Source organism: Microbacterium sp. NPDC055683 (assembly GCF_053617895.1).
The window spans coordinates 111,371-130,120 of the sequence record NZ_JBSHGQ010000004.1; the positions used below are offsets into that span (position 1 = coordinate 111,371).

General features: G+C 73.3%; 19 protein-coding genes. 11 read left to right on the forward strand and 8 right to left on the reverse strand.

Translation table 11 applies throughout. The features are described from left to right. Positions 1 to 4: 4 nt before the first annotated feature. Positions 5 to 595: a TetR/AcrR family transcriptional regulator gene (locus tag ACWGPF_RS03190; protein WP_452331447.1), complete on the reverse strand. Its 591-nt coding sequence runs from the start codon at positions 593 to 595 to the stop codon at positions 5 to 7. 142 nt (positions 596 to 737) lie between these two features. Here ACWGPF_RS03190 and ACWGPF_RS03195 point away from each other — a divergent pair, with 142 nt between their 5' ends. Beyond that, positions 738 to 2,042: an MFS transporter gene (locus tag ACWGPF_RS03195; protein ID WP_452331448.1), complete on the forward strand. Its 1,305-nt coding sequence runs from the start codon at positions 738 to 740 to the stop codon at positions 2,040 to 2,042. Between the two features lie 77 nt (positions 2,043 to 2,119). Beyond that, positions 2,120 to 3,358 (forward strand): glycoside hydrolase family 1 protein, encoded by a 1,239-nt coding sequence (locus ACWGPF_RS03200; protein ID WP_452331449.1) that lies wholly within the window; start codon positions 2,120 to 2,122, stop codon positions 3,356 to 3,358. 236 nt (positions 3,359 to 3,594) lie between these two features. Here the strand turns inward: ACWGPF_RS03200 and ACWGPF_RS03205 are convergent, their stop codons facing one another. Together ACWGPF_RS03205 and ACWGPF_RS03210 are read right to left on the reverse strand one after the other, a co-directional pair. Next, on the reverse strand, positions 3,595 to 4,785 hold the full coding sequence (locus ACWGPF_RS03205; RefSeq protein ID WP_452331450.1) for a 4-hydroxybenzoate 3-monooxygenase: 1,191 nt from the start codon (positions 4,783 to 4,785) through the stop codon (positions 3,595 to 3,597). Between the two features lie 173 nt (positions 4,786 to 4,958). After that, positions 4,959 to 5,714 (reverse strand): IclR family transcriptional regulator, encoded by a 756-nt coding sequence (locus tag ACWGPF_RS03210; RefSeq protein WP_452331451.1) that lies wholly within the window; start codon positions 5,712 to 5,714, stop codon positions 4,959 to 4,961. 46 nt (positions 5,715 to 5,760) lie between these two features. On the opposite strand from ACWGPF_RS03210, the gene ACWGPF_RS03215 reads away from it, so the two are divergent. The 7 genes from ACWGPF_RS03215 to ACWGPF_RS03245 all read left to right on the forward strand — a co-directional run bounded on the left by ACWGPF_RS03215 (position 5,761) and on the right by ACWGPF_RS03245 (position 12,181). Next, complete coding sequence (locus ACWGPF_RS03215) at positions 5,761 to 6,525, forward strand: IclR family transcriptional regulator (RefSeq protein WP_452331452.1); 765 nt, start codon at positions 5,761 to 5,763, stop codon at positions 6,523 to 6,525. Between the two features lie 244 nt (positions 6,526 to 6,769). Beyond that, positions 6,770 to 7,588 carry a protocatechuate 3,4-dioxygenase subunit beta gene (pcaH, locus tag ACWGPF_RS03220; RefSeq protein WP_452331453.1) on the forward strand — a complete coding sequence of 273 codons (819 nt, stop codon included), beginning with the start codon at positions 6,770 to 6,772 and terminating at the stop codon, positions 7,586 to 7,588. After that, positions 7,588 to 8,157: a protocatechuate 3,4-dioxygenase subunit alpha gene (gene pcaG / locus ACWGPF_RS03225; RefSeq protein WP_452331454.1), complete on the forward strand. Its 570-nt coding sequence runs from the start codon at positions 7,588 to 7,590 to the stop codon at positions 8,155 to 8,157. The genes pcaH and pcaG overlap by 1 nt, the downstream gene beginning before the upstream one ends. Further along, positions 8,147 to 9,499: a lyase family protein gene (locus tag ACWGPF_RS03230; RefSeq protein ID WP_452331455.1), complete on the forward strand. Its 1,353-nt coding sequence runs from the start codon at positions 8,147 to 8,149 to the stop codon at positions 9,497 to 9,499. Before pcaG ends, ACWGPF_RS03230 begins: the two co-directional genes overlap by 11 nt. After that, positions 9,496 to 10,257 carry an alpha/beta fold hydrolase gene (locus ACWGPF_RS03235; protein WP_452331456.1) on the forward strand — a complete coding sequence of 254 codons (762 nt, stop codon included), beginning with the start codon at positions 9,496 to 9,498 and terminating at the stop codon, positions 10,255 to 10,257. Before ACWGPF_RS03230 ends, ACWGPF_RS03235 begins: the two co-directional genes overlap by 4 nt. Further along, positions 10,254 to 10,652 (forward strand): 4-carboxymuconolactone decarboxylase, encoded by a 399-nt coding sequence (gene pcaC, locus ACWGPF_RS03240; protein ID WP_452331457.1) that lies wholly within the window; start codon positions 10,254 to 10,256, stop codon positions 10,650 to 10,652. The genes ACWGPF_RS03235 and pcaC overlap by 4 nt, the downstream gene beginning before the upstream one ends. A gap of 143 nt (positions 10,653 to 10,795) precedes the next feature. Next, a complete protein-coding gene (locus tag ACWGPF_RS03245) occupies positions 10,796 to 12,181 on the forward strand; it encodes an FAD-dependent oxidoreductase (protein WP_452331458.1) in 1,386 nt (461 codons plus the stop codon). A 117-nt stretch (positions 12,182 to 12,298) separates the two neighbouring features. On the opposite strand, the gene ACWGPF_RS03250 is transcribed toward ACWGPF_RS03245, so the two are convergent. The 5 genes from ACWGPF_RS03250 to ACWGPF_RS03270 all read right to left on the reverse strand — a co-directional run bounded on the left by ACWGPF_RS03250 (position 12,299) and on the right by ACWGPF_RS03270 (position 16,641). Continuing rightward, positions 12,299 to 12,934 (reverse strand): Pr6Pr family membrane protein, encoded by a 636-nt coding sequence (locus tag ACWGPF_RS03250; protein WP_452331459.1) that lies wholly within the window; start codon positions 12,932 to 12,934, stop codon positions 12,299 to 12,301. Positions 12,935 to 13,022: 88 nt separating this feature from the next. Continuing rightward, the gene (locus ACWGPF_RS03255) at positions 13,023 to 13,949 is read right to left on the reverse strand and encodes a LysR family transcriptional regulator (protein ID WP_452331460.1); all 927 of its coding nucleotides are present in this window, start codon (positions 13,947 to 13,949) and stop codon (positions 13,023 to 13,025) included. Positions 13,950 to 14,049: 100 nt separating this feature from the next. Further along, the gene (locus tag ACWGPF_RS03260) at positions 14,050 to 15,237 is read right to left on the reverse strand and encodes an acetyl-CoA C-acetyltransferase (protein WP_452331461.1); all 1,188 of its coding nucleotides are present in this window, start codon (positions 15,235 to 15,237) and stop codon (positions 14,050 to 14,052) included. After that, on the reverse strand, positions 15,234 to 15,881 hold the full coding sequence (locus ACWGPF_RS03265) for a 3-oxoacid CoA-transferase subunit B (RefSeq protein ID WP_452331462.1): 648 nt from the start codon (positions 15,879 to 15,881) through the stop codon (positions 15,234 to 15,236). Before ACWGPF_RS03265 ends, ACWGPF_RS03260 begins: the two co-directional genes overlap by 4 nt. A gap of 1 nt (position 15,882) precedes the next feature. After that, on the reverse strand, positions 15,883 to 16,641 hold the full coding sequence (locus tag ACWGPF_RS03270; protein WP_452331463.1) for a CoA transferase subunit A: 759 nt from the start codon (positions 16,639 to 16,641) through the stop codon (positions 15,883 to 15,885). 121 nt (positions 16,642 to 16,762) lie between these two features. Here ACWGPF_RS03270 and ACWGPF_RS03275 point away from each other — a divergent pair, with 121 nt between their 5' ends. Both ACWGPF_RS03275 and ACWGPF_RS03280 read left to right on the forward strand, forming a co-directional pair. Next, positions 16,763 to 17,560 (forward strand): IclR family transcriptional regulator, encoded by a 798-nt coding sequence (locus tag ACWGPF_RS03275; RefSeq protein ID WP_452331464.1) that lies wholly within the window; start codon positions 16,763 to 16,765, stop codon positions 17,558 to 17,560. Positions 17,561 to 17,652: 92 nt separating this feature from the next. Beyond that, entirely contained in the window at positions 17,653 to 18,669 is a 1,017-nt protein-coding gene (locus tag ACWGPF_RS03280) for a VOC family protein (RefSeq protein ID WP_452331465.1), read from the forward strand. The last annotated feature ends 81 nt before the right edge of the window (positions 18,670 to 18,750 follow it).

Sequence of the window (18,750 nt, forward strand, 5' to 3'; positions counted from 1 at the left end):
CGGGTCAGAGGGGGTCGACGAGGAACCCGCTGATGACGCGGGCGCTGTCGTCGGCGATATCGACGTCGAGCCCGTTGAGCCACAGCAGCTGCAGCCCCTCGACGGACGACAGGGTGCTCACCGCGGCGCGGCGCGGGTCGACGCCGTCGCGGAGACCGCCCTCGGCGCGCACCTGCTCGTACGCGGCCGTGACGGCGTCGGCGATGCGCGCGAAGCGCTCGGTGAAGTACGGGCGGGCGGGATGACCGGGGTCGGTGGCCTCGGCGGCGAGGATCGTGTAGAGCTGCACGACGCCGCGCTGGTCGCGCTGCGTCCGGGAGATGTCGACGAGTGCGGCGAGGAAATCGCGGCCCGTGCGGTGGTCGAGGAGTCCCTCTGCGGCCTGGTCGCGGCGCTCGAGCACGGCCCGCAGCAGCTCGGTCTTGCCCCCGGAGAAGTGGTGCAGCACGCCTGTCTGGGTGATCCCGACCGTGCGCGCGATCTCGTTGACCGAGCTCGCCGAGTAGCCGTTCTTCGAGAAGACCTCGAACGCCGCGTCGAGGATCTGCTCGCGCCGTTCCGCCGTCTTCCGGTACGCGCCTCTGGGCCCAGCCATGCCAGCACCGTATCAGTTCGGATGCAAAAACATTGAACCCATCATGTTTTCGTGTTAGCGTCTCCGGCATCCCCGGCGAAGGGGAGTCCCGACACACAGGAACGGCCGCCCGAACGGCCTCTCAACGGCAAGGAAGCCTGTCATGACCATCCCCGAGTCCGCGGCGCAGACGGCGCCCCTCACGACGAGCCCCGTGCTCGAGCCGACGCCCACCGAGCTGTTCCGCCAGGGCGTGAAGCGCCCGCGCGGCTTCGTGTTCTTCCTCGCGCTCGCCATGATCGGCGCGGGGGCCGCCCAGATGTCGGCGGCGCTGCTCACGCTGTCGCTCAAGGCGACAGCGCTCGACGCCGACGCCGCGACGACGACGATCTCGATCTCGAGCGGCATCGCCGGCATCCTCACGCTCTTCGCGCTGCCGATCGTGGGCACCCTGAGCGACCGCTCGCGCTCGCGGTTCGGGCGCCGCCGCCCCTACCTCCTGCTCGCCGCCGTCGCGTTCGCGGCGGGCGGCGTCGCCCTCGTCGTCGCTCCGAACGTGCCCGTGTTCGTGCTCGCGCACCTGCTCATCACGACGGGCTTCGTCTCCGCGAACGTCACGATCATGGCGCTCCTCACCGACCAGCTGCCGGCCGACCGGCGCGGGCCCGCGACCGCCCTGATCAGCATGGGCGCGGCCCTCGGCGCGCTCTTCGGGATGGCCGTCGCCGTTCCGTTCGCCGCCGACCTCGTGCCGCTCGTCGGCATCCCGACCGCGTTCGCCGTCGTCGCGCTGCTGCTCCTCGCCGCCGTCGTGCGCGACCCGAAGTGGGAGTTCCCGCTGCCCGCCTTCGACCTGCGGCGCGCGCTCGGCGTCTTCTGGGTCAATCCGCTGACGCACCCCTCCTTCACGTGGGTGTTCACGAGCCGCATGCTCGTCTTCTCGGGCGTCGCCGCGCTCAACGGCTACCAGGCCATCTACCTCATCCAGAAGCTCCACGTCGACCTCGCGAGCATCGGCACCTCGATCCTCCTCACGGTGGTGGTCAACGTCGGCATCACGATGCTCGTCGCGCCCGCCATCGGCCGGCTCAGCGACAAGCTCGGCGTGCGCAAGCCCTTCATCCTCGTCGCGGCGGTCATCCTCGCGATCGGGCTCGTGCTCGCGTCTCTCGCCCCCGACTTCGGCTTCTACCTCGTCGCGTGCACGGTCGTCGGCCTCGGCCAGGGGGTGTACTTCGCCGTCGAGCTCGTGCTCGCCACGGAGGTGCTGCCCGACCCCGACAACCCCGGCAAGGACCTCGGCATCCTCAAGATCGCCGACAACCTGCCCGTCACGATCGTCGCGGCCGTCGCCCCAGCGCTCCTCGCGGTCGGCGGCGGCGGCAACTTCGCTGCGCTGTTCATCGCCGGTGCGATCGCGGCCGTCCTCGGCGGCCTCGTCATCACCTTCGTGCGCGACGCGCGCTGACGGCATCGGATGGCCGCCTCGCCACGGCGGGCGGCCATCCGCATTCACGACAAGAATCTTCCCGAGAAAGCAGAATCATGACCTCCTTCCCCGACGGCTTCCTCTGGGGCGTCGCCACCGCCGGCCACCAGAACGAAGGGGGCAATGTCCACAGCGACATCTGGCTGCTCGAGAACGTCGAGCCGACGCTCTTCCGCGAGCGCTCGGGTGACGCGTGCCGCGCCTACGAGCGCTATGAGGAAGACCTCGACATCGTCGCGGGCCTGGGCCTCACGGCCTACCGCTTCTCCGTCGAGTGGGCGCGTGTCGAGCCCGTGCGCGGCGAGGTCTCGGAGGAGGCGCTCGACCACTACGAGGCCGTCGTCGACGCGGCGATCGCGCGGGGCCTCTCGCCCATCGTGACGTTCAACCACTTCGCGGCGCCCGCCTGGTTCTCGGCGGCGGGGTCGTGGCTGGCGCCCGACGCGGCGGAGCTCTTCGCCGCACAGGCCGACCGCGTCATGGCCCGCTTCGGCGACCGCATCACGGCGGCCGTGACGATCAACGAGCCCAACCTCGAGCAGCTGCTGCAGGCCGGCGGCAAGCTGCCGCCCGTCGCCGAGCAGATCAAGCGCGAGATGCTCGCGGCGGCCGCGCGGGCATCCGGGACGGAGCGCTTCTTCGCGTCGAACGTCATCCCCGCGGATGCCCAGGGCGCCTTCCAGGAGGCGTTCACGGTCGCGCATCGCGCCGCGAAGGCGGCCATCAAAGCGCGCCGCCCTGATCTGCCGGTCGGCGTGTCGATCGCGATCGCCGACGATGTCGCCCTCCCCGGAGGCGAGGCGCACCGCGACGCCCGTCGCGCGGCCGTCTACGACCACTGGCTCGATGTCGCGCGCGACGACGACTTCATCGGCGTGCAGAACTACGAGCGGTTCTTCTTCGGCCCCGACGGCGAGGTGCTGCCGGACGGTCCCGTCAACGGCATGGGCTCGGCGATCGAGCCCGGCGCGCTCGCGGGCGCCGTGCGGTACGCGCATGAGCGGACGGGCGTGCCCGTGCTCGTGACGGAGCACGGCATGCAGACCGACGACGACGCCCAGCGTGCCGCGTTCATCCCGGAGGCGCTCGCGGCGCTCGGCGACGAGATCGCGGCGGGCACGCCCGTCCTCGGCTACTGCCACTGGACGCTGATGGACAACTTCGAGTGGATCTTCGGCTACGGCCCGAGGCTCGGCCTCGTCGCCGTCGACCGCGAGACGCTCAAGCGCACCCCGAAGCCGAGCGCCGCGGCGTACGCCGCCGTCGTGCAGGAGGCGCGCGCCGTCGCGGTGTGACGCGTGGGGCGGGGCGTCGGGGTGGCCTGGGGCGTTGGCGTGGCCTGGCCTGGGGTGCTGGCGTGGCCTTCGCCAGTGCGGATGTCGACCTCTGCGCGTTTCGCCAGTGCGGATGTCGGCCGTAGGCCTCGGGTTGAGCGACATCCGCACTGGCGAAGCCCGCAGCACCCCGCCGCAGCTCGCAGCAGCCCGCCGCGGCCCACAGCAGCCCGCAGCAGCGCGCCGCCGCAGCGCCCCTACCCGAGCACGGCCTCGACGCCCGGCAGCGGCCATCCGGTGTACGCCTCGGCGAGATACGTCCGGCCCGCCTCCGACTCGACCACCGTGCGCAGCTCGCCGAGCTGCCGCCGCCGGTCGAAGTCGCTCGCCTCGGGCTGCAGATGCAGCATGCTCGTCATCCACCACGAGAAGTGCTGCGCCTTCCAGATCCGCTCGAGCGCCCGCTCGGGGAACGCGTCGACGAGGGCGTCGTCGCCGTCGGACAGCGCCGCGCGCAGGGCCTCGCTCAGCAGCACGACGTCGGCCACAGCGAGGTTCATGCCCTTCGCCCCCGTGGGCGGCACGGTGTGCGCGGCGTCGCCGACGAGCACGACGCGGCCGCGCCGCAGGTCGCTCGCGACGAAGCTGCGGAAGCGCAGCACGTCGCGCTGGAAGATCCGGCCCTCCTTCAGCGTCGTGCCGGGCACGCGTGCCTGCAGGGTGTCCCACAGCTCGGCCTCGCTGTACGCCGCGGGATCGGCCTCCGGGTCGCACTGGAAGTACATCCGCTGCACCTCGGGGCTGCGCTGGCTGATCAGCGCGAAGCCCTCGGGGGAGTTCGAGTAGATGAGCTCGTCCGCGCTCGGCGGCGCCTCGCACAGGATGCCGAACCACGCGAACGGGTACTCGCGGAACGCGCCGGAGCGCCGCCCGCTGATGCTCGCGCGCGCGACGGAGCGGGAGCCGTCCGCCCCCACGACCCAGTCGGCCTCGATGACGAGGGGCGCGCCATCCGCATCGACGGCGATGACGCGCGGTCGGTCGGAGTCGGGGTCTTCGACGCGCTCGGCCCTCGCGCCGAAGCGGATGTCTTGCCCCGCCGCGAGGCGCGCGGCGATGAGGTCCTTGAGCGCCTCGTGCTGGGGATAGAGCCAGACGGCGCGTCCCGCGGTCGCGGCGAAGTCGATGCGGTGGTGCTCGCCCGCGAAGGCGAGGTCGATGCCCTCGTGCCGGCTGCCGACCGTGAGCACGCGGTCGGACGCACCGGTCCGGCTCAGCACCTCGACGGTGCCCTGCTCGAGGATGCCGGCGCGGATGGTCGTCTCGATCTGCTCGCGCGTGCGGGCGTCGACGATGATCGACTCGATGCCCTGGCGGTCCAGCAGGTGGGCGAGGAGGAGCCCAGCGGGGCCGGCTCCGATGATGGCGACGCGCGTGCGCACGGTCATGTCCGTCTCCTTCGACGTGGTCGGGTGGCCCGAGTCTGGCGCGCGCGCCGCCGCCGATGCGAGAGTCTTCCCGTTCAACGGGAAGCGTCTCTCCTTCCGGCCCGCGAGTGGGCGGTTCCCGCCGGTCTCGCTGCGGGATGGCGACCGGAACCCTCCACCGGCGCGGGCGCGCGTCAGCGTCCCGCCGACCCCAGTGCGGCGGAGATCCCCGCCGCGGCGGCCCGCAGCTCCTCGACGGCGCCCGCCGTCGGCGCCTCGCGGGGCAGCACGACCGAGAGCGCCGCGATCACGGGGCCGCGGCCATCCCGCACGGGCACGGCGACGCCCGTCGACACCTGCTCGATCGAGCCCTCCGCGACGACGAACCCGTCGCGGCGGATGGCGGCGAGCCGCGCCCGCAGCGCCTGCGGTTCGAGGATGGTCTCCGCCGAGACGGGCGCGAGCGGCGCCGCGAGCACGGCCTCGCGCTCGTCATCGGGGGCGAAGGCGAGCAGCACGAGCCCCGACGACGAGGCGTGCAGCGGCAGCCGGCCCGCGATGCGCGTGATGTTCGCGCCCGCCGTGGGCGACGACAGCCGCTCGAGGAACAGGGCCTCGCCGTGCTCGAGCACGGCGAGCTGGGTGTGCTCGCGCACGCGGGCCTGCACGCGCTCCATCCAGGGCAGGGCCGCCTGCCGCAGCCGCAGGGCGCGCGAGCCGCGGCCGGCGAGCTCCCACAGGCGCATGCCGAGCCGCACCCGCCGGGCCCCGTCGCGTTCGAGCAGCCCCGACGCGACGAGCTCGGCGACCATCCGGTGCGCCGTCGACGACGGCAAGCCGGCGCGGCGCCCGATCTCGGCCGCCGTCTGCACCGTGCGCTCGGTCGAGAACGTCTCGAGCACGCGCACGATCCGCTCGGTCACGGAGTCGCCCGACGCGGAGTTCGCCATGGGGACATTGTCGCGGCGCGCCCCGGCCGCGCGCGACAATCGAGGGATGGACGCAGACGGCGAAGGCGTGCTCGCGCGCGCGATGCGCATCCTCGCGTGCTTCACGGCCGACGACCCGGATCTCAGCGCGACGCGCATCGGCGAGCTCACGGGGCTGTCGTCGTCGACGCTGCACCGCATCCTCGCGCAGCTCGTCGAGCACGGACTCGTGGCGCGCGCGCCGGGCCGCCGCTACATCGTCGGCCCGCGCCTCTGGGAGCTCGGCGAGCTGTCCCCGCTGTCGCTGCGGCTGCGTGAGACGGCGCTGCCCCATATGCAGCGGCTCTACGAGGCGACGGGCGAGAACGTGCACCTCGCCGTGCTCGACGCGCCGTCGCCCCAGCGGGCGTCCGCTCTCTACGTCGGCCGCGTGACGGGGCACTCGTCCATCCCGACACTCTCGCGTATGGGCGGTCGACACCCGCTGCACGCCGTGGGGGTCGGCAAGGCGATGCTCGCGCAGCAGAGCGAGGAGTGGCTGAGGCAGTTCTTCGAGACGCCGCTCGAACGGGAGACGGCGCACTCCATCACGAGCGAGATCGCGCTGCGCGCCGACCTGGAGGCGACGAAGGCGCGCGGCTATGCGCTGGCGCGCGAGGAGATGACGCTCGGCAACATCTCGATCGCCGCCATGATCGGCAACGTCCGCGGCCTGCCGCCCGCGGCGATCGGCGTCGTCGCGCACATCGATCGCGCCGACGAGCGCCGCCTCGCCGGCCTCGTGCGCCAGGCGGCCGTCGCGCTCGGCCGCGAGCTGCGCGACGCCCGCTGAGCCCGGCCGACTGCGGACACCGCGCAGGAGATCCACGCCGCGGCACCGGACCATCCCGCAGAGAACCGGGCCGGATCTCCCGTCGCCGGCGCTGTTCTCCTGCGGTGTGTCCGCTCCCCCCGCCCTGGCCGGCCCCCGGCCCGGCCGCCGCGCGGTGCTGTTCCTCCCACTCACCGGGAGGCATCCGGTCACCGGGATGGCCGCGGCGCGACACTGGAGGCGCACGCCCGTCGAAGGAGACACCATGACGCCAGAGCAGACCGCTGCGGCCCCCGAGTCGCTCCTCGCCTCGCCCGACCAGGTCAGCCAGGCGGAGATCACGGAGGAGATCCGGCAGATCCACGCCGATGCGGCCGCCCGCGTCGCGGCCGGCGAGAACGTCCCGAGCACGCTGTACGACTTCCCGCCGTACCGCTCGAGCATCCTTCGCCATCCGACCAAGAACCCGCGCCTCGTCGACCCGGAGACGATCGAGCTGTGGTCGCCCGCGTACGGCGAGCGCGACGTCGCGGCGATCGAGTCCGATCTCACGCTTCAGCACGCCGGCGAACCCATAGGGGAGCGGATGACCGTGAGCGGCCGCCTGCTCGACGGCTGGGGGCGCCCCATCGCGAACCAGCTCGTCGAGCTGTGGCAGGCGAACGCGGCCGGGCGCTACATCCACCAGCGCGACCAGCACCCCGCACCCCTCGACCCGAACTTCACCGGGGCGGGCCGCGTCATCACGAACGCGAACGGCGAGTACGCGTTCACGACGATCAAGCCCGGCCCGTACCCGTGGAAGAACCACGTCAACGCGTGGCGCCCGGCGCACATCCACTTCTCCGTGTTCGGCCGCGGCTTCACCCAGCGCCTCGTGACGCAGATGTACTTCCCGAGCGACCCGCTGTTCGCGCTCGACCCGATCTACAACACCATCCGCGATCAGAAGGACCGCGAGCGCCTCATCGCCGCGTACGACCACGACCTCACGGTGCCCGAGTTCTCGATGGGCTACCGCTGGGACATCGTCGTCGACGGGCCGGACGCCACGTGGTTCGAGCCTGAGGGAGACGAGCACTGATGACCCGCATCGACCTCGGTGAGAAGACGCTCGCCCCCACCGCCGGCCAGACCGTCGGCCCGTTCTTCAAGTTCGGGCTCGAGTTCGACGGGATGGCGCAGGTCGCCTTCCCGCACAGCCCCGGATCCGTCGTGCTCGGCGGCGCGATCTTCGACGGCGAGGGGCAGCCCATCCCCGACGGCGTCGTCGAGATCTTCGGCGCCGACACGGATGGCACGGTGCCGCGCGCACGCGGCACGCTGCGCCGCGACGGCCACTCCTTCACGGGGTACGGCCGTGCCTTCACGGACGACGAGGGTCACTTCGAGTTCTGGACGCGCAACCCCGGGCCCGTCGGCGGACGGGCGCCGTTCTTCGCCGTCGTGCTGTGGACGAGGGGCCTCCCGAACAAGCTGCACACCCGCATCTACCTGCCCGACGACGAGGCGCTCCTCGCAGCCGATCCGCTGCTGGCGTCGCTCGACGCCGACGAGCGCGCTACGCTCGTCGCGACCCGCAGGCCGGACGGCCACCTCCACCACGACATCCGGCTGCAGGGGGAGAAGGAGACCGTCTTCCTTGCCTACTGACGCCGAACGCCCGGGCGCCGCGCCCTTCGACGCGGGTCTCCTCTCGCCGGTCACCGCCGGCCACGAGGAGGCGGTGTCGGATGCGGCGGTGCTCTCCGCGCTCGTCGCGGCAGAGCGGGCGCTCGTCGCGGCCTACGCCGCGGTGGGGGCGGTGCCGGACGACGTCCGCAGCGAGGCCGGCGCGCTCGCCGCGACCGACGTGCGCGCGCTCGCGCTCGCCGGCGTCGCGGGCGGGAACCCCGTCATCCCGCTCGCGAAGGAGCTGCGTCGGACGGCAGGCGAGCGGGTGCGCCCGTGGGTCCATCGCGGTGCGACGAGCCAGGACATCCTCGACACGGCCCTCATGACGGTCGCGAAAGAGGCCGCAGGGCGCGTCGTCGCGGCGCTCGACGCCGTCGCCGGCTCGCTCGAGGCGTTCGCGCGGACCCATCGCGACCTGCCGGCCGCTGCGCGCACGCTCACGCAGCACGCCGTGCCGACGACGGTCGGCCTGCGGGCGTCCGTCTGGCTGCGGGCGGTCCGCCGCGCTCGCACCCGCCTCGCGGCGGCGGAATTCCCCGCGCAGCTCGGCGGCGCGGGCGGCACGCTCGCGTCGTTCGTCGAGATCGTCGGCGCCGAGCGCGCGGCGCGCCTGCCCGGCGCGTTCGCCGCCGCGCTGGGTCTCGACGCCCCCGACGGCGTCTGGCACGTGACGCGCTGGCCCGTCACGGAGCTCGGAGACGCCCTCGTCCAGGCGGTCGACGCGCTCGGGCTCATCGCGGCCGACATCGCGACGCTCTCGCGCACCGAGATCGGCGAGCTCGCCGAGGGCACGGGCGGCGGATCGTCCGCGATGCCGCAGAAGCAGAACCCGACCCGCTCCGTCCTCATCCGGTCCGCCGCCATCCGCGCCCCCCACCTCGCGGCGACCCTGCATGCGGCCGCCGCGCTCGCCGTCGACGAACGCCCGGACGGCGCGTGGCATGCCGAGTGGCCGGCACTGCGCGAGCTGCTCCGGATCGCGCTCGGGGCCTCCGCGCACGCCGCGGTGCTCGCCGCCGGCCTGCGGGTCGACGCCGACGCCGTGGCGCGCAACCTCGCCTCGACGCACGGCCTCATCGTGTCGGAGCGGCTCTCGGTCGTGCTCGGCCCGCTCATCGGGTCGGGCGCAGTGGCCGACGTCGTCGCGCGAGCCGGCGCGGGCGGCGACCTCGCCGCGCTCGTGCACGCGGCCCTCGCCGAGGCCGGCGTCTCGGGCGTCGACGTCGACGCCCTGCTCGATCCCGCGTCGTACACGGGTCTCGCCGGTCGCCTCGTCGACGAGGCGACCGCCGACCATCCGCCCCTCGAGGAGGACAGATGACCATCCCGCCCATCGCGCTCACGGCGCCCGTCGGCCCCGCAGACGCCCCGCTCGTCGTGCTCGGCCCCTCGCTCGGCACCTCGACGATCGTGTGGGAGAGCGTCGTGCCGCTGCTCTCGGCGCGGTTCCGCGTCGTGTGCTGGGATCTGCCCGGCCACGGCGCCGCCCGCCCCGCGACCGAGGCGTTCGAGGTCGGCGACCTCGCCGACGCCGTGGCCGCAGCCGTCGGCGAGCCGTTCCTCTACGCGGGCGTCTCGCTCGGCGGCGCGACGGGTCTCGAACTGCTGCTGCGCCATCCCGACCTCGTGCCGCGTGCCGCGATCGTGTGCGCGTCGCCCCGGTTCGCCGATGCGCAGACGTGGACCGACCGCGCCGCGCAGGTGCGGGCCCAGGGCACGCCCGTGCTCGTCAGCGCGTCGGCCGGGCGCTGGTTCGACTCGATCGCCCGCATCCCCGTGCTGAGCGGACGCCTGCTGCACGCGCTGAGCGACGCCGACGACGAGAGCTACGCACTGTGCTGCGAGGCGCTGTCGCGATGGGATGTCACGGGCCGCCTGGGCGGCATCGCGGCGCCCGTGCTCGCGATCGCCGGCGTGCACGACCCCGTGTCGCCTCCCGCGCACGCCGAGGCGATCGCCGCCGGGGTGGTCGACGGGCTCGCCGTCGTCGTGCCGGAGGCGAGCCATCTCGCACCGGCCGAGCAGCCGGCCGCCGTCGCCGAGCAGCTCATCCGACACTTCGAGGGGATCGCCCGATGACGCGTCCGACCGGCCGAGGTCTCACCGACGAGGAGCGCTACGACCAGGGGATGGCCGTGCGCCGCGCCGTGCTCTCCGACGCGCACGTCGACCGCGCCACGGCGAGTCAGACGGAGCTGAGCGCCGAGTTCCAGGACTTCATCACGCGCTACGCGTGGGGCGACGTGTGGTCGCGCCCGGGCCTCGATCGCCGCTCGCGCTCGGTCGCGGTGCTGTCGTCGCTCATCGCGCACGGTCACCACGAGGAGCTCGCGATGCACCTGCGGGCGGCGCTGCGCAACGGTCTCACGGTGGACGAGATCCGCGAGGTCATCCTGCAGTCGGCGATCTACTCCGGCGTCCCCGCCGCCAACACCGCCTTCCGCATCGCGAACGAGGTGCTCGGCGGCGAGTGACCCTGCCCCCTCTTTCTTCTCGTCCAACGGATATCCGTCTGACGGACGGCCATCCGATTGCTCCGAATTGCGTGTGCTCTCGGCACTCGGATGGCCGTTCGGCGGCGGACGAGGTCGACCTCTCGCGTTAGTCTGGCGGCACCATGACGATCACGCGCCGCACCCTGTTCGTCGGCGCCGGGGCGGGCGCCGTCGCGGTGCTGCTCGCCTCGTGCACGGGAGACCCCCGGCCGGCGCAGACGTCGCCGTCGTCCACGCCCGAGCCGACCGCGGCGCCGACCGCATCGGCGCCCGCGACGGGCGTGCCGGAGCCGGCGGGATGGCTGCGCAGCCAGTGGTCGACGGACCCCTACGCTCTCGGAGCGGCGAGCGTCGTGCTCGCCGGGGCGACGCCGCAGCTGCGCGAGGCGCTCGCGCAGCCCGTCGAGGGGCGGCTCTTCTTCGCGGGCGAGGCGACCGACCTCGACCGCCCCGGCACCGTGCTCGGCGCCGAGGACTCCGGTGACCGCGCGGCCCGCGAGCTGCTCGACGTCGCGGGCTCGGGAGAGCGCGTCGCCGTGATCGGTGCGGGGATGGCCGGAGCGGCCGCTGCGCGCCGTCTCGTCGATGCCGGGCTCGACGTCACGGTCTTCGAGGCGCGCGACCGGGTGGGCGGCCGCATCCACTCGGTCGTCGACGACGCATGGCCCGTGCCCGTTCAGCTCGGTGCCTGGGCGTCGCGCGACGACGACGCCTCGCTCACGGGGCGGCTGACGCTGCTGGGCATCGACGAGGTCGACATCGACACCGCGATCGGATGGTCCTCCGACGGCGAGACCGCGTCGGTCGACACCGCGACGGTGGAATCCGCCATCGCCCGCGCCGGCGAGCAGCCGACCGACCTCCCGCTCGCCGACGCCCTGGAGGAGGCGGGCGCCGACCTCGCGGACCCCGTGCTCGCGGCGTCGCTCTCCTGGCTCGCCGCGACCTCGGGCGCCGACCCGGGGCGGGCGTCGAGCTGGTATCCGCCGACCTTCGCCGAGGACGCCTTCGCGGTCGCGGCGGGCGATCTCGCACCGCTCGTCGAGGGCCCGCTCGAGGGCGTCCAGGTGTCGCTGTCGTCGCCCGTGGTCCGCGTCGCCCGCGACGACGCGGGAGTGAGCCTGCGTCTCGGCACGGGCGAGGCGCTGTCGTTCGACCGCGTCGTCGTGTCGGTGCCGCTCGGCGTGCTGCAGGCGCAGGGCATCGAGTTCGAGCCCGTGCTGCCGTTCGCGCACCGCGGCGCGATTGCGGCACTCGGCGCCGGCGCGGTCGAGACGGTGTGGCTGCGATTCGACGAGCCGTTCTGGCAGACCGACGCCGCGCTCTGGCACCTCGTCGGCGGCGACGGTCCCGTCGCGACCTGGATCAACCTCGAGCCCGCGACGGGCGACGCCGTGCTCGTGGGCCTCGTGGGCGGCGCGGCCGCGGAGGAGTTCGCGGCGCTCGGCGACGACGAGGCGCGTGCGGCGGCTCTCGCGTCGCTCGCCCTGCTGGCCCCCGCGGACTGAGCAGGGCCATCCGCCCGCCCGGCGGGCACACCGCAGGAGAATCGGGCGCGTCGAGCCCCGGGGAGCGGTTCCCCGCCCGAAGCGGGGCCGGATCTCCTGCGATGTGTCCGGCCCGGCTCAGTCGCCGCGGATGGTCGGGCGGGCCTTGCTCGCGAGCACGAGTCCCGTCGCGACGAGCGCGAAGATCGACAGCGCGATGCCGCAGGTGACGGCGAACTCACCCGGCCCCGACACCTGCCGCGGATCGAGGAAGTAGTACGGGTACCAGCCCACGCGCGATCCCCGCCACATCGTGAAGGCGCCCCACACGATCGGGTACAGCACGACGAACGGCACCACCCGCCAGGACGCCGCGCGCCGCCCCGGGCCGAGCACCCAGGCGGCGATCGTCCACACGGGCAGCACGAAGTGCAGCACGACGTCCGACCAGGGCACGTCGATGCGGATGCCGCGCAGCCCCGCCTGCCAGACGATCAGCGCGAAGGCGAGCCCCGCGGTGATCGTCCAGCTGAGCACGAGCGCACGGGCGGTCGTCAGCCACGGCGGGTCTTCGTCGCGCCGGAGCGCCACGGCGCCGGCGACGACCGCGAGCACGGCGAACGCGATGTTCGACTCGATCGTGAGGTAGGCGAGGAAGTTCTCGCCCGCGATCGTCTGCGAGCTCAACCCCCAGAAGAGCCGGTGGACGAGCGCCGCCGCGCACAGCCCCGCCGCCGCGAAGCGGGTCCAGGCGAACAGGATGCGGGGCGTCACGCGGCCGTCGTCCTCCTCCCGCGGCGCGGCGGTCGCGCCGTCCGGCCCTCGCGGGGAGCGCCACCCGGCCCACTCTAGGAGACGGGGCTCAGCCGTCGGCGAGGGACGCCGCGGCGTCGGCGAACAGGCCGCGCATCCACACGTGCTCGGGGTCGCGGTCGTGCACGGGGTTCCACCACATCGCGTTGAGCACGGGCGTCGCGTCGAACGGCAGCTCGAACCGACGCACGTCGGCCGACCGCTCCAGGATGGGCGCGAGCGACGTCTGCACGATGCCCAGCCGGTCGGTGCCCTCGATGAAGTGCGGCAGCGCGAGGAAGCTCTCCACGACGGCCTCGACGCGGGGCTCGATGCCGAGCTGCTGGATCTGTCGGCTCGCCGAGGTGAAGGCCTCGCGCGACTGGTACGTGAAGACCCACGGCCGTTCGGCGAGATCGGACATGCGCCCCGCGTCGCCGATCCGCGCGTCGTGGGCGCTCGCGATGCCCACCCACTCGTCCTGCCACAGGTCGGTGTACGGCAGGTCGGCGAGGAATCCGTGCGGGATGAGCATGGCGTCGGCCGAGCGCAGCCGCGACGAGGCGTCCTCGACGATGGCCGGGTTGTGCAGCATGAAGCGGAAGCGCACGCCGGGCGCCCGCTCCCGCGCCATCCTGCTCGCGGCGCGCCCGACGGTCGCGAACCCGTAGTCGGAGCCGTAGAGGGAGAACTCGCGCGTCGACTGCCGCGGATCCCAGGCGGCCTGGCTCTCGAAGACGCGTCGGGCAGCCTCGAGCGCCGTCGTGGTGTGCTCGGTCAGCCGCACGGCGAGCGGCGTGAGCTCGTAGGTGTTGCCCCGTCGCGCCAGGATGGGGTCGTCGAAGTGCGTGCGCAGGCGCGACAGCGAGGCGCTCAGTGCGGGCTGGCTGAGGTGCAGGCGCTCGGCGGCGCGCGTCACGCTCCGCTCGGTCAGCAGCGCGTCGAGGGAGACGAGCAGGTTGAGGTCGAGTCGGGAGAGGAGCGGCTGGTCGGGCACGGCGTCGTGGTCCTCGCGTTCGGGTGGCTCACCGGTGAGATAACCCGGATGCTATCACTGCGGTCTATCCGTGAACCTCGTTCATCGCGCGCGCTGATGCTCAGAGGGTGAGCACGAGCGCGTCGCCCTGGCCACCCCCGCCGCAGAGCGCCACGACGCCCGTTCCCGCGCCGCGACGGGCGAGCTCGTGCGCGACGTGCACGACGAGGCGCGTGCCCGACGCGCCGATCGGATGGCCGAGCGCGATCCCGCCGCCGTGCACGTTGACGATGTCGCTCGAGAGCCCGAGCTCCTTCTGCGACTGCGCCACGACGGCGCCGAACGCCTCGTTGATCTCGACGAGATCGAGGTCGGCGATCGCCGCGCCCTGCTTCGCGAGGGCGCGGCGGATGGCCTGGGCCGGCTGCGCCTGCAGGGAGTTGTCGGGGCCGGCGGTCTGACCGGACGCCCCCACGGTCGCGAGCACGCGCCATCCCTCGCGCTCGGCACGCGCCCGCGTCGCGAGCACGACCGCCGCCGCGCCGTCGGAGATCTGCGAGGAGTTGCCCGCCGTGATGCTGCCGCCCTCGGAGAAGGCGGGGCGCAGCCGCGCGAGCGAGTCGACCGTCGTGTCGGGGCGGATGCCCTCGTCGGCCGAGACGACGACGGCATCGCCCCGGCGCTGCGGGATCTCGACCGGCACGATCTCGTCGGCCAGCACGCCGTCGGCCGTGGCGGCCGCGGCGCGCTGATGCGACAGGGCGGCGACGGCGTCCTGCTCGGCGCGCGTCAGGCCGAACCGCGGGTTGTGGTTCTCCGTGCTGAGGCCCATGCTCACGCCGTCGTAGGCGTCGGTGAGCCCGTCATGCGCCATGTGGTCGAGCGCCTCGACGCTGCCGTACGTCCATCCGCGTCGCGAACCGGGGAGCAGGTGCGGCGCGTTCGACATCGACTCCATACCGCCGGCGGCGACGACCTCGGCATCTCCCACCGCGATCATGCGCGCGGCGTCGATGACGGCCGTGAGGCCGGACAGGCACACCTTGTTGACGGAGTGCGCCGGCACATCCCATCCGATCCCCGCGCCCACGGCCGCCTGCCGCGCCGCGTTCTGCCCCGACCCCGCGGGCAGCACCTGGCCGAGGATGACGGCGTCGACGGCCCCGGCGACGACGCCCCCCTGCGCGAGCGCACCGCGGATGGCGGCGGCTCCGAGCTGCGGCGCCGTGAGCGACGAGAGGGCTCCGTTCAGGCGCCCCTGCGGCGTGCGGGCGGCGGCGACGATCACGATGTCGGATGCGGAGGTCATGCGGACTCCTCGAGGGCGATGGCGAGCGGCGGCTCGGTGGCGGAGACGACGTCGGAGGTCGAGACGCCGGGGGCGAGCTCGCGGAGCACGAGGCCGTTCGGCGTCACGTCGATGACGGCGAGGTCGGTGATGATGCGGTCGACGACGCCGCGGCCCGTGAGGGGCAGGGCGCACGCGTCGACGATCTTGGGCGAGCCGTCCTTCGCGACGTGCTCCATCAGCACGATGACGCGGCCGGCGCCGTGCACGAGATCCATGGCGCCGCCCGGGCCCTTCACCATCTTCCCGGGGATCATCCAGTTGGCGAGGTCGCCGGAGGCCGACACCTGCATGGCGCCGAGGATCGCCGCGTCGATCTTGCCTCCGCGGATCATCCCGAAGCTCAGCGCCGAGTCGAAGAACGCGGCGCCCGGAAGCGTCGTCACGGTCTCCTTGCCGGCGTTGATGAGGTCGGGATCGACCGCGTTCTCGGCGGGATAGGGCCCGACGCCGAGGATGCCGTTCTCCGACTGCAGCACGAGGGTCACGCCCTCCGGCACGAAGTTCGGCACGAGCGTCGGCAGCCCGATGCCGAGGTTGACGTATTCGCCGTCGCGGAGCTCGCGGGCCGCGCGCGCGGCCATTTCGACGCGGGTGAGGGCCATGTCAGGCCTCCTCTCGGACGGTGCGCTTCTCGATGCGCTTCTCGATGTCCAGGCCGACCTCGACGATGCGGTGGACGAAGACCCCGGGCAGGTGCACGTCGTCGGGGTCGATCGCCCCCGGCTCGACGAGCTCCTCGACCTGCGCGATGCACACGCGGCCGGCCATCGCGGCGACGGGGCTGAACGCGCGTGCGGCCTTGCGGAAGACGAGGTTCCCGTGCCGGTCGCCCTTCCAGGCGTGCACGAGCGAGAAGTCGGTGGAGATCGCCTCCTCGAGCACGTACTCGCGGTCGCCGAAGACGCGCACGTCCTTCGGCGGGGAGGCGACGGCGATCGTGCCGTCGGCGGCGTAGCGGCGCGGCAGGCCGCCTTCGGCGACCTGCGTTCCGACGCCCGTCTGCGTGTAGAAGGCCGCGATCCCCGATCCGCCGGCCCGCAGCTTCTCGGCGAGCGTGCCCTGCGGCGTGAGCTCGAGCTCGAGCTCGCCGGTGAGGAACTGCCGTTCGAACTCGCGATTCTCGCCGACGTACGACGACGTCATCTTCCGGATGCGCCGGGCGGCGAGCAGCGCGCCGAGGCCCCAGTCGTCGACGCCGCAGTTGTTCGACACGACGGACAGGTCCGACGTCCCCTGAGCGAGCAGCGCCTCGATGAGCGCGATGGGGTTGCCGGAGAGGCCGAACCCGCCCACGGCGAGGCTCGCGCCGTCCGGGATGTCCGCGACGGCCTCCGCGGCCGTGGCGATCTGCTTGTCGATCACGTCGTGTCACTCCTTCGTGCCTCCGGGCCGCCGCGCGGACCCGACACCAGCGTGCGGGAGCGGTGCCGCGCTGTCCAGCCCGGGTTGCCATGCGGATGGAGGCGGGCCTAGAGTCCACGATGTGGACACCTCGCCCAAGGGTGCGCAGGCGATCGCGCGCGCGAGCCTCCTGCTCCGCCTCGTGACGGCGGAGGGTGAGGGAGGGGCGCGCACGGCGGCGCTCGTCGAGCGCAGCGGGCTCACGCGGCCGACCGTGCACAGGCTGCTGTCCGCATTGCGGGCGGAGGGGCTGCTCGACCAGGACCCCCTCACCCAGCGCTGGCTGCCGGGGCCCGAGCTCTTCCTGATGGGGTCGGTCGCCGCCCCGCGGTATGACGTCGCCGCGCGGGCGCACGACATCGTGCGCTCGCTCGCCGACGAGACGCAGGAGAGCGCCTTCCTGTCGGTGCGCCGCGGCGACGAGACCGTGTGCCTCGTGCGCGAGGACGGCGCCTTCCCGATCCGGTCGTTCGTCCTGAGCGAGGGCGTGCGGTTCCCGCTCGGCGTCGCGTCGGCGGGGCTCGCGATCCTTTCCTTCCTGCCCGACGACGAGGTCGACGCGTATCTCGCGCGCTCGACGGCCGAGCTCGCGCGAAGGGGTCCCGAGCATGCGCCATCGGCCATCCGCGCCCGCGTCGCGCACACGCGGGCGGCGGGCTTCGCCATCAACCCCGGCCTCATCGTCGAGGGCAGCTGGGGGATGGCGGCGGCGGTCTTCGACCGGCACGGACGCCCGGAATGGGCGCTCAGCATCACGGGCGTCGAGTTCCGATTCGCCCCCGAGCGGCGGGTGCAGCTGGGGCGCCTCCTTCTCGCGCACGCGCACGAGCTCACGGGTCGATTGCGCGCGCGTTCCGGCGGATCGTCATCACATAAATGAGCCTGATGCCCCACATCGCCTAATTCACCTTCCCTGATAGTGCCCGCGGGGTCGAATCTGGATGCAGACCCACCCCGATGAAGGGATCAACGATGATCAAACTGCTCTCGCACCTGTCGTACGTCGCCATCACGACGCCCGACGTCGAGGCGTCCGTGAAGTTCTACGAGGAGCAGGTCGGCCTGCAGGTCGTCGACCGCGTCGACGGCGCCGTGTACCTCCGCTGCTGGGGCGACTACTACCGCTACAGCGTCGTCGTCGTGCCGGGCGACGAGCCGGCCCTCGACACAGCGGCCTGGCGCACGACGAGCGCCGAGGCGCTCGAGGAGGCCGTGCGCCGCCTCGAGGCGGAGGGCGTCGAGGGCGAGTGGTTCGACGGCCACGCGATCGGGCGCGCCTATCGCTTCACCGGTCCGCAGGGCCACCCCATGACCCTGCACTGGGACGTCGAGCACTACGTCTCGGGCGCCGACGGCGCGTCGATCTACCCCGACCGCCCCTCGCGCCGCTCGTCGCACGCGGGAGCCCCCCGCCAGCTCGACCACGTCACGATCGCCGCGCGTGACGTCGACGCGTTCGTCGAGTGGTACGTGCGCGTGCTCGGCTTCCGCTTCATGGCGCGCACCGTCCTCGACGAGGCGCCCGTCTCGGTGTTCAGCGTGCTGACGACGAACGAGAAGTCGCACGACCTCGGGGTCGTGCTCGACGGCTCCGACCGCGACGGCCGCGTCAACCACTACGCGTTCTGGGTCGACACCCGCGAGGAGCTCCTCATCGCGGCCGACGTGCTCATGGAGAACGGCACGCCCATCGAGTACGGCCCGAACATCCACGGCATCGGCGAGCAGACGTTCCTCTACTACCGCGAGCCGTCCAGCCTGCGCATCGAGCTCAACACGGGCGGCTACCGCAACTACGTGCCCGACTGGGAGGCGCACACGTGGCGCCCCTCGCAGGGGTCGAACAACTTCTACCGCAACGGCGTCATGCCGATGTCGATGACGGAGTCGTTCCCGCCCGCGAATGGCCCGTCGGCGACGGAGGAGGGCGTGCCCGACGAGATCAAGGACGCGCTGCTGAACCCGTACGCGGTGCACGGCCGCGGCTGACCGCCCGGGGTGGGGGGGGGGCCCCGCCCCCCCCCCCCCCCCCCGCCCCCCCCCCCCCCCCCACAAGACACCCCCCAAAAG

Excerpts from the sequence above, each read along its gene's own strand:
- ACWGPF_RS03190 (WP_452331447.1), bottom strand. The coding sequence starts at position 595 with ATGGCTGGGCCCAGAGGCGCGTACCGGAAGACGGCGGAACGGCGCGAG.
- ACWGPF_RS03195 (WP_452331448.1), top strand. The coding sequence starts at position 738 with ATGACCATCCCCGAGTCCGCGGCGCAGACGGCGCCCCTCACGACGAGC.
- ACWGPF_RS03200 (WP_452331449.1), top strand. The coding sequence starts at position 2,120 with ATGACCTCCTTCCCCGACGGCTTCCTCTGGGGCGTCGCCACCGCCGGC.
- ACWGPF_RS03205 (WP_452331450.1), bottom strand. The coding sequence starts at position 4,785 with ATGACCGTGCGCACGCGCGTCGCCATCATCGGAGCCGGCCCCGCTGGG.
- ACWGPF_RS03210 (WP_452331451.1), bottom strand. The coding sequence starts at position 5,714 with ATGGCGAACTCCGCGTCGGGCGACTCCGTGACCGAGCGGATCGTGCGC.
- ACWGPF_RS03215 (WP_452331452.1), top strand. The coding sequence starts at position 5,761 with ATGGACGCAGACGGCGAAGGCGTGCTCGCGCGCGCGATGCGCATCCTC.
- pcaH (WP_452331453.1), top strand. The coding sequence starts at position 6,770 with ATGACGCCAGAGCAGACCGCTGCGGCCCCCGAGTCGCTCCTCGCCTCG.
- pcaG (WP_452331454.1), top strand. The coding sequence starts at position 7,588 with ATGACCCGCATCGACCTCGGTGAGAAGACGCTCGCCCCCACCGCCGGC.
- ACWGPF_RS03235 (WP_452331456.1), top strand. The coding sequence starts at position 9,496 with ATGACCATCCCGCCCATCGCGCTCACGGCGCCCGTCGGCCCCGCAGAC.
- pcaC (WP_452331457.1), top strand. The coding sequence starts at position 10,254 with ATGACGCGTCCGACCGGCCGAGGTCTCACCGACGAGGAGCGCTACGAC.
- ACWGPF_RS03245 (WP_452331458.1), top strand. The coding sequence starts at position 10,796 with ATGACGATCACGCGCCGCACCCTGTTCGTCGGCGCCGGGGCGGGCGCC.
- ACWGPF_RS03260 (WP_452331461.1), bottom strand. The coding sequence starts at position 15,237 with ATGACCTCCGCATCCGACATCGTGATCGTCGCCGCCGCCCGCACGCCG.
- ACWGPF_RS03265 (WP_452331462.1), bottom strand. The coding sequence starts at position 15,881 with ATGGCCCTCACCCGCGTCGAAATGGCCGCGCGCGCGGCCCGCGAGCTC.
- ACWGPF_RS03280 (WP_452331465.1), top strand. The coding sequence starts at position 17,653 with ATGATCAAACTGCTCTCGCACCTGTCGTACGTCGCCATCACGACGCCC.